The sequence below is a fragment of the Priestia megaterium genome, from assembly GCF_046599315.1.
In the GTDB taxonomy this organism is placed as follows: domain Bacteria; phylum Bacillota; class Bacilli; order Bacillales; family Bacillaceae_H; genus Priestia; species Priestia megaterium_F.
The window spans coordinates 210,577-225,166 of sequence record NZ_JBKIKC010000002.1; the positions used below are offsets into that span (position 1 = coordinate 210,577).

Genomic DNA, 14,590 nt, shown 5'->3' on the forward strand with positions numbered 1-14,590 from the left:
TTTGACGTAGATTCTTTTACTAGAGTTCTTATTTATAACCTACTTGTAATTCGATATTTTTTATAGTGAATACATATGTTAAAGTGTAAAGTAGTGGAAAGAAAGGAGTAATAACAAGATGGCCCAACGAATCGTTAATATGTTTCTATCTGTTTTAGCTGCTTATGGAACGTTAATTCTAACGAAAAACATGAGCATTGCAGATAATATCTTTGTTACACAGATTGTACGTCTGATCATTTGTATTGTAGCTGTTATAATTGTAACAGGAATTACTACCTACATTTTCAGAAATAAATCTTCTAATAATTAAAAGGCAGCTATTTATATATAGCCGCCTTTTTAATCCCCTAAAATCCCCTATTATTTTACCCCAAGGAAAATAGGGATGTCTCAAACAATTATGAGATACCCCATTAGAGTTATACACTTTTACACGTTTAAAGCACGTACAAATTCTTTTGCTAGGCTGATCGTAGATTGCGGATTTTGCCCTGTTAAAAGCTTCCCATCTCCTTCAATATGATCTGTCCAGTTATCTTTTGCAATAAACTCAGCGCCTAACTCACGAAGCTTTGTTTCAAGAAGAAACGGCATGTATTTATCTAAGGCTGTATCTTTCTCTTCTGAATCTGTAAAAGCTGTAATACGTTTTTCTTTTACAAAATGAAAAAATGGTAACTTTTTCTTTATACTAAAAAAGAGTAGGTAAAAATAACGATTAAATTATACGAAGAAATAGGCTCTTCCTTTTCTTACATTTTGAAGATCATGAGAAGCAGATTTATATATACAATGTGACAAGTAATCACTTTAAATATTTTCACTTTTTTCTGTTATGCTTGGACCAGTTTTAGCTGCTACTCTTCTTTCACTTTTCTCATACTCAACTATCTTTCTAATCATTGCCTTTATGCTTCTATTAAGTACATTTTTGTTACACTTTATTAAAGAACAAAGGATTATTCTCTACCAGCTAAATGAGTGAATAATCCTTATCGTACTTTATTTACCTTTAAAAAAACTACGAAAGTGTTTTAACCATGATGAAGTCTATTTGCTCTTCGTCTCCCATATAAAAAGAGTGAGATCCAGTTTGAACAAACCCTTGTTTTCTATAAAAATCAATCGCATTTTTATTTTTTTCCCATACGCCTAACCAAATTCTCTTTTTATTAAGATTCGTTGCTATCTCTAACGCTTTATTGAATAGATGTTTACCAAGCCCCTGTTTTTGAAAGTTGTTACTTATATAAATTCTTTCAATTTCAAGCGCTTCCTCCCCCATCTCTTCAGACTGAGCGTCATCTGTATTGACCTTTAAATAGCCTGCAATTTCATGATTAAAATAAATAAAGAAGAATCGAGAGGAAGTATTTGATAGTTCTTTTTCTAACTGTTCGACTGTAAATGCTTTTTCCAAATAAGCATTCATATTTTCTTGTGAATTCTGATCTTTAAATGTTTCATAAAATGTTTTATAACTTATTTCTTGGAGGTGTTCTACATCTTCAAGAGTACACTTTTTTATATGCATCGTCATTGACACACGCCTCTCCTTTACATCGTCAATAATTTCTCTTGTTTCCTTTTTTGACAAACTCCCAGTCTGTTTCGATATTTTTTCTTACTCTTTGAATCAGCTTAAAAATGGTATCTACTTCTTCTTGGGTAAAACCCTCTAATGCTACTCTATCCGAATAATCATTTTCCCTTCTTATAAACGGATATACGTTCTTCCCTTTTTCAGTTGGAAAAAGGTTTTTATTTTTTTTATTATGAAGATCTTCTTTCTTTTCAATAAAACCATTCATTTCAAGCTTTTTTATAGCACGAGCCGCTGTTGTTCGATCTACTTTTATCATTTCAGCTAACTTTTCCTGAATGATTCCGGGATTTTCACATATTCGTACTAAATACAAATACTGCCCTTTTGTCAGGTCATATTCTTTAAATTCTATATTGCTAATTGAATCCAATGCTCTTGCTATCATTCCAATTTCCCGCAGAATTTCACTCATAAATGACTCCTTTTCACATATTTTTGTTGCAAATACAATAAAAATAATATAAATTTAATGTACCTTAAAATAGTTGCATTTGCAACAAAAATTAATAAAGAGGATGATGGCAGTGAAGTATGTTGTTTATGCAGGAGGAATTTTACTATTAACTCTTGGAATTGCTTTGACAATACAATCCAACCTAGGAGCTTCACCTTTTGATGCACTTTTAGTGGGACTATCCCTAAACGTAGGTCTTAGCGTTGGAAGCTGGGAAATCATACTTGCCTGTATTTTAATTTGTGGCAATTCCCTTTTAAGCAGACAAAAGCCAGAAGTACTGGGATTGTTGACCGCATTCATAACAGGTCTTGGTATCGATATATGGCTTTTTTTATTACAGAATTGGGCTCCCTTTGAAATGTGGTACAGCAAAGTATGTTGTTTTGGAATCGGTTTAATTATTATAGGAATGGGAACCTCAGCCTATTTACATACAAATTTTGCACCCATTCCGATTGACCGCTTAACATTAATCATACAAAAACTAGCTAAAACAAATTTATTTCTCTCAAGAACATTTATTTACCTTACATTCTTACTAGCTGCAATGCTTTTAAACGGACCAATTGGTGTTGGAACGTTATTAACCGTGTTTTTAGGCGGCGTGCTGCTTAATTTCTTTATGCCGATCACTAAAAAAGCAGTAGACTGCATATTAACCAACTCTCGTGCCTCACAAAATCATACTAAAGATCATAAACGTTCCATTACATAACTGAAATGGAACGTTTATGTACAATCATCATTCACATATAAAAATCGGACCTCCAGTTAGAGATCCGATTTTCATGTGTGATCCGCTTACACTATTTATTTTGCCTCAGCTTTAATGATAAAACGATGTTGTTCTACGTCAAAAAAACCTTTAGACTGTATAATTTGATGTATGTTATACAATCCGATGATATGTGTTTCTATATCAAAATTAGGAACTTGCCAAGGAATTGCTTTTAGATGAAAAACTAGCGCCCCAATATCATAAAATCTCTGCACAGGAAACTCTTCTTTACAAAAGACAATGTTAAAAGCTCTTTATTTAAGCAGTAAATTCTAATAGTGCTGTCTTATAAAACTTTTGTATTACTGATATGAGTAAAATCTGTTTGGAATAGAATACTCAGTTATGATATTGTTTTTAGAAGTATAGCTCTATATGACTCTAAAAAATGGTATAGACTAAAAAAGATAACCACTTATAAAAGCGATTATCTTCTGCCTGCTTGAAAGTATAAAAATGGACCTCATAATAAAGAAACGAATTTTTCTGCACTGTAAATAAGGTAGTCATTGTGAATTAAGAAGCATTCAGCACCTTATGCTCCTTTTTTCCCTTTTCTTTAATTAGTAAGACACCTAACAACCCCATCATTGAAAACAAAATTGGAATTATAAAAGCATAGTGATATCCGACGTGCAGAGAACGCTCGGGGAATAAATCCAGGACATTTCCGAAAATACTAGGTAATAATACGGCGCTTAAAAAGCCTCCCATATTGGCAAAACCTGATACAACCCCTACTTCTTTTACTGAAAAAGATTGACGTACGATGGCAAATGTCAAAGCACTTGCGCCGTTTCCAAAGCCGATGATAAAAAGCAAAATAACTACGAGAATGAATGAAGGTTTCACTCCCGATACTAGTAATCCAGCCCAGCTAAGTACCACAATAAGGTGAACAAGTGAATAGATTTTTTTAATGGAGCTTAATCTACTTGTTACCCAGCTGATTAGAGGTCCACCAATCATAGCGCCAAACAGACCATACATAATAAGCTGGCTTGCATCAGCTCGAGATAAATGAAACACATTCATTCCATAAGGAACTCCCCAGGAGCCAATAAAACCGATATATGTACCGACTACACCAAAATGACAAAGAAATGTTGCCCATGCCTGACGAGTTGTCATCATCCTCCTTAGGATCGCCCATACACTTTCTTGAGTCTTAGCAGAGGATTTATTTACTTTAGCATTATCTTGAAATAATCGTTTAGGTTTTATTACTAAAACGAAATAAAGCAGGTAGGATACCGCCATTAAAACTAGACCTATGCTAAGAAAAGGAATTCTCCAGCCTGAAAAGGAAATCCACATAGATAAAGGTACGGTAGCAGATAATGAACCTACACTTCCTACTAACCCAATTAAACCTAATAGCTTTACAAATTCATTTCCCTTAAACCACTGACTTAAAATCAACACTAAATTAACAAAAATCATTGAGTCTCCCGTACCGACTAGCAGCCGAGAGAAAATTAACACATATTCGTTAGGAGCCGTGCTGTAGATGAGACTTCCTATTCCAGTTAAAAGCGATCCTATGATAAGGAATCGATTCGGACCATACCGGTCAGAAAGTAAGCCAATAGGAATCTGAAGACCTGCATATGCTAAAAATTGTATACTAGTCATTAATCCTATAACAGATGCTGAAACGTGAAAATCTTTCATTAACTGCTCGGTAATAAGTCCAGGGGCTGTTCTTTGACTGACAATCAAATAATATGCTAATAAAGCGGTTCCAAAAACAACCCATCTGTAACTACTTTCCTGTTTGTTCATTTTGACAGATCCTCTCATGTATAATTTTTCTTCGTAGAAACGTTATTAGAAGCTTTTTAAGAGACAAAGATGAAGATATTGATAGAATTAGGGTCTTTTAAACGAATAAGAGATTATTGCAGGCAGCACTTTTTATATTTGTTTTTCCTTTCTTATCATATTTTAAATTTTTAAACTTTACTTTTCAATGGGGTATGCACTTTTATGATGTAAACGCCATAATGATGTTGGCTGTTTTCTTCTCTGTTAGACTCAATTGGCTACCTTGTATTTATTTATAAACAACCGGCCTACATACAATTGTACACTTCCCCTTTCTTTTATTTTACATTCTTCATATGCAGTACAAGCCATCCATTTTCGTGCCTATGTAAAAGCGTTTAATTTTCTGAACTATGATATAATCACATTACATTTCAAGTGATAATTGGTTTTTTTCAACGATTAAATAGCATTAATTAAAAAGCTGTTTGATAGAAAATGTGTATCACGAAACGTTAGTTTCATCTTCTTTATAAAAGCAGCGGGAAGAAAGATAAAAAATTCAATTTATAAATATAACAAAATACTATTTTAGAAAGAATAAATGTCCTGCAAAAATAACGGCAATTTACCCATTCTATAGAGGTGATCATAATGAAAAAAAGAAAGGTTATTATGGACTGTGATCCAGGTCATGATGATGCCATTGCAATTATTTTAGCTGCCGCACGACCAGAATTAGATATCTTAGCCATCACTACTGTCTCAGGAAATGCAGAAATCCAAAAAACGACGATGAATGCTTTGAAGGTATGTGATTTGGTATCTCTGCACAACGTTATTGTCTCAAAAGGCGCAAACGAACCATTGATTCGCACGCGTGAAAATGCTCTTAGTATACACGGTGACTCAGGATTAGACGGTCCTGAGTTCCCTACTCTGTCTCGCAGTTGGAGTGAAGAACACGGAGTAGATACCATTATACGAATGGTAAAAGAGTCAGAAGATCCCGTTACGCTTTTGCCTACCGGTCCTTTAACAAACGTTGCTTTGGCTTTAATAAAAGCTCCAGAAATTTAAGGAAACATTGAAGAGATTATCCTCATGGGGGGTGGAACATTCGGGAACTGGACTCCAACAGCTGAGTTTAATATTTGGGCAGATCCAGAAGCTGCTAAAAAAGTTTTCGATAGCGGCATTCCACTGGTAGTAATGGGATTAGATATTATGCATCAAGCCGTTGCAACAGATGACGTTATTAACCAAGTGATGAACATCGATAATAACGTAGCAAAAAAGGTGGGCGAATTATTAGCATTTTTTAAATCCACCTATAAAGAAACCTTTGGATTTGCCGGCCCTCCCGTGCATGATGTATTAACCGTTGCTTATTGTATAGCTCCAGAACTATTTACGCTAAAAGAAGTTAATATTGCAGTAGAAACAAGCGGAGAATACACGGCTGGAACGACTTCAGTGGATTTGCTTGGAGTGACAGGAAGAAAAATCAATGCGAAGTTTGGTTTAACCCTTGATATAGATGGGTTTTGGAATCTAATGCTCGAAGCTCTTAGAAAGTATTCTGCTTCGTAAAGTTCATTTAGACAATAAATTTTTATGGCAGAAAGGCAGCACCGGATAGCCGTATTCACGGCTTACTAGTGCTGCCTTTCTTCCGTTCAGCCGTCCCGCCTAACTTTTTAATAAAACACTATAGAAATAATCATGTGATAGTGCTTGCATTCTTACTTTCTGTTTGCAATTCCAGTTAAAAAATTCAAAAATACATGTACGCCTGCTTTTACAGTAATTTCTCTTACATCACGCAGCGGATCTAGACATACAATATCCATTGCTTGAACAAGCGGGTGACTTCCAGCGGTGTATACTGCTTCAAACAACTCTTCCGTTTTCATTCCTCCTGTCGTTCCTGCGGGAACTCCCGGTGCGTAAGCAATATCTAAAACATCCATATCAACGGTTAAATAAATCATGTCTACCTCTTTACTCAGCTGTTTTAATGCTTCTTTCACCGTATGATTTATTCCCGCTTTTCTTGCTTGCAGTAACGTTACATAATGAACGCCTTTAGCATCTGCATACGCCTTTAATGATTTTGAGTTATAAAACCCGTGAAGCCCGATATTCCATACATGTGTTGCATCAATAGTGTTACTTTCGATTAAATTTCGTATAGGTGTACCGTTAGAAGGTCCGTTATCTTCTAAGCTGCGTAAGTCAAAGTGCGTATCAAACTGTAAAATGCCTATTTTCTGTTTGGGATGTGACGCTTTCCACCCTTTTACTAACATAGCTGTAATAGAGTGGTCTCCTCCAAGGATAATAGGCAGCGTATTCGGATGATATTTCCGCATAGACATCATCGCTTCTTTTATATACTGATGAGATTTCCCTATATCCGTTACGTGCTGTTTGACGTCTCCTAAGTCTAAAACTGACAGGGAAGTCAAATCCGCATCGTACTCAATATGATATGGATTAAAGGATTTCCACAGTTTCCTCATAGCCATTGGCGTCTCACTGGCTCCAGAAGCGCTAATGGAAGACCTTGAAAGAGGCACACCTAAGACTGTAATATCTATCGATGTAAAGTCGAAGTTGTTCGGATCTTCAACTGTCTGAATCCAATCGCTTACTTTGGGGTCATGAGTACTTTGACGCTGCCAGCAAAAAGGCGGACGATCAAGCTGTGGGTACGGATAGTTCATTCAAAACACCGCCTTCAACCACTACTTTTCCATCTTTCAACACCGTATCTACAAGATTAACTGCATAGTTATATTGCAGGGTTTGATAATTGGGAGCATCAAACAGCACTAAGTCAGCTTTTTTACCTACTTCAATACTTCCGATTTGATCTGCTTTACAAATGGCATGAGCCGCGTTGATCGTACAGGCTGTTAAGACTTCTGCTGGAGTCATCTTCATCGTTAAACAAGCTAAATTCATAATAAACGGCAGTGATTCCGTAGGGGAAGACCCTGGATTTCGATCTGTTGATAAAGCAACAGGCACCCCTGCTTCAATCATTTTTCTAGCTCGCGCGGGCTCTTCCATTAAAAAGAATGCAGTACCCGGCAATAGAACGGCCATAACTCCACTTTCAGCCATTTGCTTAATTCCTTGATCCGATGCTTTTAGCAAATGATCCGCAGATACAGCTCCTATTTTAGCTGCTAATTCTGCACCGCCAAAGGAAACAATTTCGTCGGCGTGGATTTTTGACTTTAGTCCGTATGCTTTTCCAGCTTGTAAAATACGCTCCGACTGTTCAACTGTAAACACGCCTTCTTCACAAAACACATCACAAAACTCCGCTAGCTCTTCTTTTGCAACGATTGGTATCATTTCTTCAATAATGAGTTGAACAAACTCATCTGCATTTCCTTTGTATTCAACTGGCACCGCATGAGCCCCCATAAAGGTTGAAACAACATCTACGGGGTGCTGCTCATGCAGCTTCTTAGCCACTTTTAATTGTTTGATTTCATCTTTAAGATTTAGTCCGTACCCGCTTTTGGCTTCAACAGTTGTGACTCCGTACTGTAGAAATTTATTTAACCGTTTTGTAGATTGCTTGATTAATTCCTCTTCTGTTGCTTTTCGTGTACTAACGGTTGTTTGTAAAATTCCTCCTCCCGCTTTTAAAATATTAATATACTTTGCTCCGTTTAAGCGCATTTCTAGTTCTTTTTCACGGCTTCCGCCAAACACAAGGTGAGTGTGGGGATCAATCAACCCAGGCGTTACAATTTTTTCTGCGGCATCAATTATATTAATCTGTTCATGGACATGTTCAAGGTATTTCTGTGCTTTCACGTCAGGACCAACAAATACAATTCTTCCATTTTTCACGAGTACGCTGCCGTTTTCAATGATGCCTAGATCTGACATTTCTTCCGCTCGTCTAGGCTGACTTCCACCTTTAACCGTAATGACTTGTGCAGCACATTTGATATACGTAATAGCCATACGTATCCCTCCTTTTTTATTCATTTAATGCCGGAATCTGTATTCCTTTTTCTTTTGCTGTTTGAATGGCTGCATCATATCCCGCGTCTACATGACGAACGACACCCATGCCAGGATCCGTTGTTAAGACACGTTCTAGACGTTTTGCAGCTTCTTCCGTCCCGTCTGCTACTACAACCATTCCAGCGTGAAGAGAATACCCCATACCTACTCCTCCTCCGTGGTGAACAGAAACCCAGCTTGCGCCTGCTGCTGTATTTACTAATGCATTTAAAATAGGCCAGTCTGCTACTGCATCACTGCCATCTTTCATCGCTTCAGTTTCCCGATTTGGCGACGCCACAGAACCCGCATCCAGATGGTCTCTGCCGATAACGATAGGCGCTGAAAGTTCTCCGGATGCCACCATATCATTAATGATTTTCCCAAAACGCGCTCTTTCCCCGTAGCCTAGCCAGCAGATACGAGCCGGCAATCCTTGAAATTCAATTTTTTCTCTTGCCATTTTAATCCAGTTACAAAGATGTGTATTATCGGAAAACTCACGTAAAATGACTTCATCTGTTTTATAAATATCTTTTGGGTTTCCTGACAAAGCGACCCATCGGAACGGCCCTTTTCCTTCACAGAACTGCGGGCGGATGTATGCTGGGACAAACCCCGGGAAATCAAATGCATTCGTGACGCCTTCATCCAACGCCACTTGGCGAATGTTATTTCCATAATCAAAAGCAATCGCGCCTTTTCTTTGCATTTCTAACATAGCTTGAACGTGAATTGCCATACTCGCTTTTGATTGTTTTATATATTCATTTGGATTTGCATTCCTTAATTTTTCGCCGTCTGCTAAGCTGAATCCAATCGGCAAATATCCGTTAAGCGGATCATGTGCCGATGTTTGATCCGTCACAATGTCTGGAATAAATCCTCGCTCTATCATCTCCGGAAGAATGTCAGCTGCATTTCCAACCAATCCAATGGAAAGCACTTTGCCCAGTCTTTTTGCATCTTCAGCTAATGTGATGGCATCAGCTACACTTTCGACTATCGTATCGCAATATTTAGTTTCGATGCGCTTTTCAATACGCGTGCGATCGACGTCAATTCCAATTACAACGCCGCCTGCCATTGTAACGGCTAACGGCTGCGCGCCTCCCATTCCTCCCAATCCGGCTGTTACCGTAATAGTCCCTTTCAAAGTCCCGTTAAAATGCTGGTTGGCACACTCTGCAAATGTTTCATACGTACCTTGAACAATGCCTTGGCTTCCAATATAAATCCAGCTTCCTGCAGTCATCTGCCCGTACATCATTAACCCTTTTTTATCAAGATCATGAAACATCTCCCAATTCGCAAAAGCAGGAACAAGGTTTGAATTCGCTAATAAAACACGCGGTGCATCACTGTGGGTTTTAAAAATCGCAACGGGCTTACCGGACTGTATGAGAAGTGTTTCATCTTCTTCTAACTCTTTTAACGCTGTGACAATACGATCAAATGCCTCCCAGTTCCGGGCTGCTTTTCCTATTCCTCCGTATACAACTAATTTTTCCGGATGCTCCGCTACTTCGGAATCTAAATTGTTCAGAAGCATACGAAGAGCAGCTTCCTGTACCCATCCCTTTGTTGTTAGTTCTGTTCCACGAGGTGCTTTGATTCCACTTTGTTTTGTCTCCATTTCGTTTTCCTCCTCTATAAAAATGAAAAACTGTTAAACTAACATTTTTATTACAGAGCTAGTTCATAATTAGTATCTTGCACGAACGTTTTGAAATCAGCTGCTAGTGTCTCTATATCACGTGAAAAAATTCGGTCTTTATTAATGGTTGGTACTGTCTTTCTAATCCTCGAATAGATTTTTTTCGTTTCTGAAGCAAGTTTATCCACCCCTTGAACTTCGGCTGCTTGAGATGCACAAATTGCTTCAATCGATAGAACTCTTCGTGTGTTTTGGATAATTTGATAAGCATGACGTGCAGCAGTCGTTCCCATGCTGACATGATCTTCTTGATTCGCTGAAGATGGAATGGAATCGACACTTGATGGATGCGCTAACACTTTATTTTCGGAAACTAATGAAGCAGCAGCGTATTGAGTGATCATAAGCCCGGACTCCAAACCTGGATCTGCACTTAAAAACGCTGGCAGCCCACTAAGCTGAGGGTTCACTATTCGTTCGATGCGCCGTTCAGAAATGTTCCCAAGCTCCGCCATGGCAATTCCTAGAAAATCCATAGCAAAGGCAATGGGCTGTCCGTGGAAGTTCCCTCCAGAAATCACTTTTCCGCTATCGGCAAAGATGAGTGGGTTATCAGTTGCTGAATTAATTTCAATTAACAGTTTTTCCTTTACATAATTTAAAACTTGATAAATAGCACCATGAACTTGAGGAATGCAGCGCAGTGAATAAGCATCTTGCACTCTTATTTGACCTTGAGAAGTAGTTAATTGACTGCCTTCTAAGTATGAAAGAATCCGTGCAGCTACCTGCTGTTGTTCGGGATAAGGTCTTACCGAATGAGACTCAGGCATGAATGCTTCTACAACGCCTTGGAGGCCTTCTAATGTTAAAGCTGCAATTCTATCAGCAAGATTAGCTAACTTTTGAGCTTCAAGGTACGAAACTATTCCTACAGCCGTCATTGCCTGAGTGCCGTTAATTAAAGCTAGCCCTTCTTTCGCTTGTAATTGTATTGGTTCAAGCCCCGCTTGCTTTAAAGCTTCTTCTCCTTGCATTCGCCGACCATTATATACAGCTTCTCCTTCTCCAACTAACAGCAGCGCTAGGTGTGATAATGGAGCTAAGTCACCGCTAGCTCCAAGTGAACCTTGACTTGGGATAACCGGTACTACATTCTGGTTTAAGCAATCAATAAGCAGCTGCAAGGTTTCCAGACGTATGCCGGAATACCCTTTCGCTAATGCATTCGCTCGTAAAAGCAACATGACTCTGCTTATATCTAAAGAGAATGGTTCTCCTAATCCGCAGGCATGACTGCGAATTAGGTTAATTTGCAGATCAGCTAAGTCCATTTTTGAAATAACCGTATCGCTAAACTTTCCAAATCCCGTATTTACTCCGTATATTACGCTGTTGTTCGTCATGCTCTCTTCAACTAACGTTCTGCTTTTTTGTATGTGTTCAACTGCGTGATCGCTAATTTTCACGGAGTATCCTTGGTAAATAACTTTATAAATTTGGTCGAAGGTCAGTGAATTTCCATCGATTTGAATAAACATCATAACCGCTCCTCTGTTAGACTATGGACTGTCTTTTCTTTTTGAACACAAAAAGGGACTATATCAAAGAGGAAACAAGCTCCTTTTGATATAGCCCCCTATAAACTAACCTACTTACACTATGGGCTTTTATTATTAATCAGCAGTTCAACTTATACATACAAACGATCGCTAAATGACTAAATCACTATACACTTTAAGCTATACAACTTAAAGCAACTAGGGTATCTACACTAAGTATTACGCTGAATTGATCATTTGTCAATTACTATTTAAGAGAATTTTAAATAATCTGAAATATAATTGTTATTTCTTATAGCAGTGACGATTCACGGCTGCACATTCTTATTTCTTTAAACGTTATCGGACGTTCATATCACTTGGGTGCGGACCTTTGCGGCGATTTCGGTTTAATCCATTAATATCTGCCATATCATCCGCAGTAAGTTTAAAATCAAATACGTTAAAGTTTTCTTCTATTCTAGATGGCGTTACAGACTTAGGAATGACAATTGTGTTGTTCTGTAAGTGCCAGCGCAGTACAACTTGAGCCGGAGTTTTGCTATGTACTTCAGCAATTTTTTGAATGACCTCGTCTTTTAACACTTCTCCTCCTTGATCAAGAGGACTCCATGCTTCCACGAAAATATTATGTTTAGTACAAAACTCTTTTAATTCATTTTGAGCAAGATACGGATGGCACTCAATTTGGTTTAAAACAGGCGTTACATCACATTCATTTAACAAGCGCTCCAGATGCTCAATTTCAAAGTTGCAGACGCCAATTGCCTTTACTTTTCCATCGTGGTAAAGCTTTTCCAGTGCTTTATATGTCTCCACGTACTCATCATATTGAGGCGTAGGCCAGTGAATCAAATATAAATCTACATAATCAAGTTCTAATCTTTCTAAGCTTTCATCAAACGCACGTAGCGTATTTTCATAGCCTTGGTCGCTGTTCCAAACTTTTGTCGTAATAAACAGTTTTTCTCGGGGAACAGAAGATTCTTTAATTGCTTGACCTACTCCTTCTTCATTTTTATAAATCATGGCTGTGTCAATAGAGGTATACCCAACTTCAATTGCTTTTGACACTGCAGATGCTGCTTGGTTATCTTCTACTTGCCATACGCCAAATCCAAGCTGAGGCATTTTTAAACCGTTGTTTAATGTAACAATATTCATTTTACATGTCTCCTTTTGTATTAAAAATTTCGAAACTTAATGATGGTGCCAGCCAATCAGCATAGCAACCTGTCCCATTATAATGCCGATTGGAATTCCTACAATCATGGCTCCAAATCGAAATTTAAAAGACCATTCGTGCGGCACAAGAGAAAACAAATAAATCATACTCATCGTTGCCATACATGTACTGCTAAAAAGACTGACGACAGTGTGTAAGCTTGGCATTACTTCTCCTCATTTCACTAGAACGTTTACGTCTTTCCAATTTCATCATTTATCTTTCGTTCTAATGTCTATGTTTTCGCAGCCGACATAGTTACATTCGTCAAAGGGCTCCGTAATCCTGCTTCAACCAGCTAAAAATACTTTACCTATGTAACTTTTTTAATTAAAACGAATATGTGCTTTTAAGTGCGAAGTTGTGTATAATTTCTTTATATATAAAATAAATAGAATTTTTTAACTTCAAAGTGCAACTGTGCATTTTATGTAAGGTAATCATACATATTTACAAGAGTTAACGAAAGGAATGGGTATGAAAAATGGCGATTGAAAGAGTAAAAGCATATTTCAAACAATATAGTATGGAGAATCGAATTATCGAAATGGATGAGTCCAGTGCTACTGTAGACCTGGCAGCGCAAGCTTTAAAATGTGAGCCGCAAAGAATCGCAAAAAGCCTTTCTTTTACCGCAGAAGGAACCGTTTTATTGATTGTGGCAGCAGGAGATGCGAAAATTGATAACCGAAAATATAAAGAAGAATTTGGAACCAAAGCAAAAATGCTTGGAGCAAGTGAAGTAGAAGCTCTGATTGGTCACGCTATAGGCGGAGTATGCCCATTTGCTGTTAACGAAGGTGTTCACGTGTATCTAGATGAATCCTTGAAACGTTTTATCACCGTTTTCCCTGCCTGTGGAAGCGGAAATAGTGCGATCGAATTAACGATACCCGAACTAGAAGAATTTTCAAAATGCTTAAAATGGGTTGATGTGTGCAAAGGATGGAACGAATAGCCTAGGTGAATTACGGTGCAGATATAATTAATCAGCACACCAATAGGCTGAAACAATTTCTTGGTTCAGCCTATTGGTGTATCTAAACGAACTTATGAAGCAGTTTCACCCAACCTAAGTAAGAAACCCTTAAGAGAAATACAAAAAGAAATAGTAAAGGAATGTTCCTAGGGATAAAAAGCCAGCCGTCTAACGTATTCCAGAGACATTCACTTTTATTTGCTTTTCTCATCCTTTTCACCTCAAGCAGATTTATTATTTTGCACTCAAAAATTCTTTTACATAGTTATATACAGTATCTTCAACTTATGACCTTTTTTCAAGAAAAACGTGCACGGAAAACTGACTGAATGTGAATCTTCTTCCTCTATACCCGTTATGTACTTCATCTCAGTTTCAGTTATAAAAAAGAAGAAGCCTACATGTTAGATGCAGGCTTCTTCTCGTTGATTCAGTCTTTCATTTGTTTGCCTAATTAGGCCCTTTCGTTACGTATATCGGTTCATAACCAAAGTGCCTTGTGTCAGATACGAATATCTACT

12 protein-coding genes and 3 pseudogenes are annotated in these 14,590 nt (G+C 37.7%); 4 read left to right on the forward strand and 11 right to left on the reverse strand.

Going from position 1 to position 14,590, the window contains the following annotated elements:
- The first annotated feature begins 118 nt into the window (after positions 1 to 118).
- Positions 119 to 313, forward strand: a complete 195-nt coding sequence (locus ACLHDF_RS08450) for a hypothetical protein (RefSeq protein ID WP_195780616.1) — start codon at positions 119 to 121, stop codon at positions 311 to 313.
- Positions 314 to 432: 119 nt separating this feature from the next.
- Here the strand turns inward: ACLHDF_RS08450 and ACLHDF_RS08455 are convergent.
- The 3 genes and pseudogenes from ACLHDF_RS08455 to ACLHDF_RS08465 all read right to left on the reverse strand — a co-directional run.
- A pseudogene (locus tag ACLHDF_RS08455) lies at positions 433 to 663 on the reverse strand (type 1 glutamine amidotransferase domain-containing protein); the annotation flags it as partial.
- Between the two features lie 361 nt (positions 664 to 1,024).
- Complete coding sequence (locus ACLHDF_RS08460) at positions 1,025 to 1,543, reverse strand: GNAT family N-acetyltransferase (protein WP_413918447.1); 519 nt, start codon at positions 1,541 to 1,543, stop codon at positions 1,025 to 1,027.
- Between the two features lie 25 nt (positions 1,544 to 1,568).
- On the reverse strand, positions 1,569 to 2,021 hold the full coding sequence (locus tag ACLHDF_RS08465; protein ID WP_413918448.1) for a MarR family winged helix-turn-helix transcriptional regulator: 453 nt from the start codon (positions 2,019 to 2,021) through the stop codon (positions 1,569 to 1,571).
- Positions 2,022 to 2,133: 112 nt separating this feature from the next.
- On the opposite strand from ACLHDF_RS08465, the gene ACLHDF_RS08470 reads away from it, so the two are divergent.
- Positions 2,134 to 2,781: a YczE/YyaS/YitT family protein gene (locus tag ACLHDF_RS08470; protein ID WP_413918449.1), complete on the forward strand. Its 648-nt coding sequence runs from the start codon at positions 2,134 to 2,136 to the stop codon at positions 2,779 to 2,781.
- Between the two features lie 95 nt (positions 2,782 to 2,876).
- Here the strand turns inward: ACLHDF_RS08470 and ACLHDF_RS08475 are convergent.
- Positions 2,877 to 3,092 (reverse strand): annotated as a pseudogene (locus tag ACLHDF_RS08475) (SAM-dependent methyltransferase); the annotation flags it as partial.
- 268 nt (positions 3,093 to 3,360) lie between these two features.
- Complete coding sequence (locus ACLHDF_RS08480) at positions 3,361 to 4,629, reverse strand: MFS transporter (protein WP_413918450.1); 1,269 nt, start codon at positions 4,627 to 4,629, stop codon at positions 3,361 to 3,363.
- 636 nt (positions 4,630 to 5,265) lie between these two features.
- On the opposite strand from ACLHDF_RS08480, the pseudogene ACLHDF_RS08485 reads away from it, so the two are divergent.
- Positions 5,266 to 6,204: pseudogene (locus tag ACLHDF_RS08485) on the forward strand (nucleoside hydrolase).
- A gap of 152 nt (positions 6,205 to 6,356) precedes the next feature.
- Here ACLHDF_RS08485 and ACLHDF_RS08490 read toward each other — a convergent pair.
- The 6 genes from ACLHDF_RS08490 to ACLHDF_RS08515 form a co-directional block, all read right to left on the reverse strand.
- Complete coding sequence (locus tag ACLHDF_RS08490) at positions 6,357 to 7,340, reverse strand: agmatinase family protein (RefSeq protein WP_413918451.1); 984 nt, start codon at positions 7,338 to 7,340, stop codon at positions 6,357 to 6,359.
- Positions 7,315 to 8,604 carry an imidazolonepropionase gene (gene hutI, locus ACLHDF_RS08495; protein ID WP_413918452.1) on the reverse strand — a complete coding sequence of 430 codons (1,290 nt, stop codon included), beginning with the start codon at positions 8,602 to 8,604 and terminating at the stop codon, positions 7,315 to 7,317. Before hutI ends, ACLHDF_RS08490 begins: the two co-directional genes overlap by 26 nt.
- A gap of 16 nt (positions 8,605 to 8,620) precedes the next feature.
- Positions 8,621 to 10,282, reverse strand: a complete 1,662-nt coding sequence (gene hutU / locus ACLHDF_RS08500) for a urocanate hydratase (RefSeq protein ID WP_413918453.1) — start codon at positions 10,280 to 10,282, stop codon at positions 8,621 to 8,623.
- A 50-nt stretch (positions 10,283 to 10,332) separates the two neighbouring features.
- Positions 10,333 to 11,844: a histidine ammonia-lyase gene (hutH, locus tag ACLHDF_RS08505; protein ID WP_413918454.1), complete on the reverse strand. Its 1,512-nt coding sequence runs from the start codon at positions 11,842 to 11,844 to the stop codon at positions 10,333 to 10,335.
- A gap of 360 nt (positions 11,845 to 12,204) precedes the next feature.
- On the reverse strand, positions 12,205 to 13,029 hold the full coding sequence (locus ACLHDF_RS08510) for an aldo/keto reductase (protein WP_413918455.1): 825 nt from the start codon (positions 13,027 to 13,029) through the stop codon (positions 12,205 to 12,207).
- A 36-nt stretch (positions 13,030 to 13,065) separates the two neighbouring features.
- Positions 13,066 to 13,257 carry a hypothetical protein gene (locus ACLHDF_RS08515; protein ID WP_413918456.1) on the reverse strand — a complete coding sequence of 64 codons (192 nt, stop codon included), beginning with the start codon at positions 13,255 to 13,257 and terminating at the stop codon, positions 13,066 to 13,068.
- 317 nt (positions 13,258 to 13,574) lie between these two features.
- Here ACLHDF_RS08515 and ACLHDF_RS08520 point away from each other — a divergent pair, with 317 nt between their 5' ends.
- Positions 13,575 to 14,048 carry a YbaK/EbsC family protein gene (locus tag ACLHDF_RS08520; protein ID WP_413918457.1) on the forward strand — a complete coding sequence of 158 codons (474 nt, stop codon included), beginning with the start codon at positions 13,575 to 13,577 and terminating at the stop codon, positions 14,046 to 14,048.
- The last annotated feature ends 542 nt before the right edge of the window (positions 14,049 to 14,590 follow it).

What these genes read in the sequence shown, in the direction of transcription:
- ACLHDF_RS08450 (WP_195780616.1), top strand. Translation starts at nt 119, where the DNA reads ATGGCCCAACGAATCGTTAATATGTTTCTATCTGTTTTAGCTGCTTAT.
- ACLHDF_RS08460 (WP_413918447.1), bottom strand. Translation starts at nt 1,543, where the DNA reads ATGACGATGCATATAAAAAAGTGTACTCTTGAAGATGTAGAACACCTC.
- ACLHDF_RS08465 (WP_413918448.1), bottom strand. Translation starts at nt 2,021, where the DNA reads ATGAGTGAAATTCTGCGGGAAATTGGAATGATAGCAAGAGCATTGGAT.
- ACLHDF_RS08480 (WP_413918450.1), bottom strand. Translation starts at nt 4,629, where the DNA reads ATGAACAAACAGGAAAGTAGTTACAGATGGGTTGTTTTTGGAACCGCT.
- ACLHDF_RS08490 (WP_413918451.1), bottom strand. Translation starts at nt 7,340, where the DNA reads ATGAACTATCCGTACCCACAGCTTGATCGTCCGCCTTTTTGCTGGCAG.
- hutI (WP_413918452.1), bottom strand. Translation starts at nt 8,604, where the DNA reads ATGGCTATTACGTATATCAAATGTGCTGCACAAGTCATTACGGTTAAA.
- hutU (WP_413918453.1), bottom strand. Translation starts at nt 10,282, where the DNA reads ATGGAGACAAAACAAAGTGGAATCAAAGCACCTCGTGGAACAGAACTA.
- hutH (WP_413918454.1), bottom strand. Translation starts at nt 11,844, where the DNA reads ATGTTTATTCAAATCGATGGAAATTCACTGACCTTCGACCAAATTTAT.
- ACLHDF_RS08510 (WP_413918455.1), bottom strand. Translation starts at nt 13,029, where the DNA reads ATGAATATTGTTACATTAAACAACGGTTTAAAAATGCCTCAGCTTGGA.
- ACLHDF_RS08515 (WP_413918456.1), bottom strand. Translation starts at nt 13,257, where the DNA reads ATGCCAAGCTTACACACTGTCGTCAGTCTTTTTAGCAGTACATGTATG.
- ACLHDF_RS08520 (WP_413918457.1), top strand. Translation starts at nt 13,575, where the DNA reads ATGGCGATTGAAAGAGTAAAAGCATATTTCAAACAATATAGTATGGAG.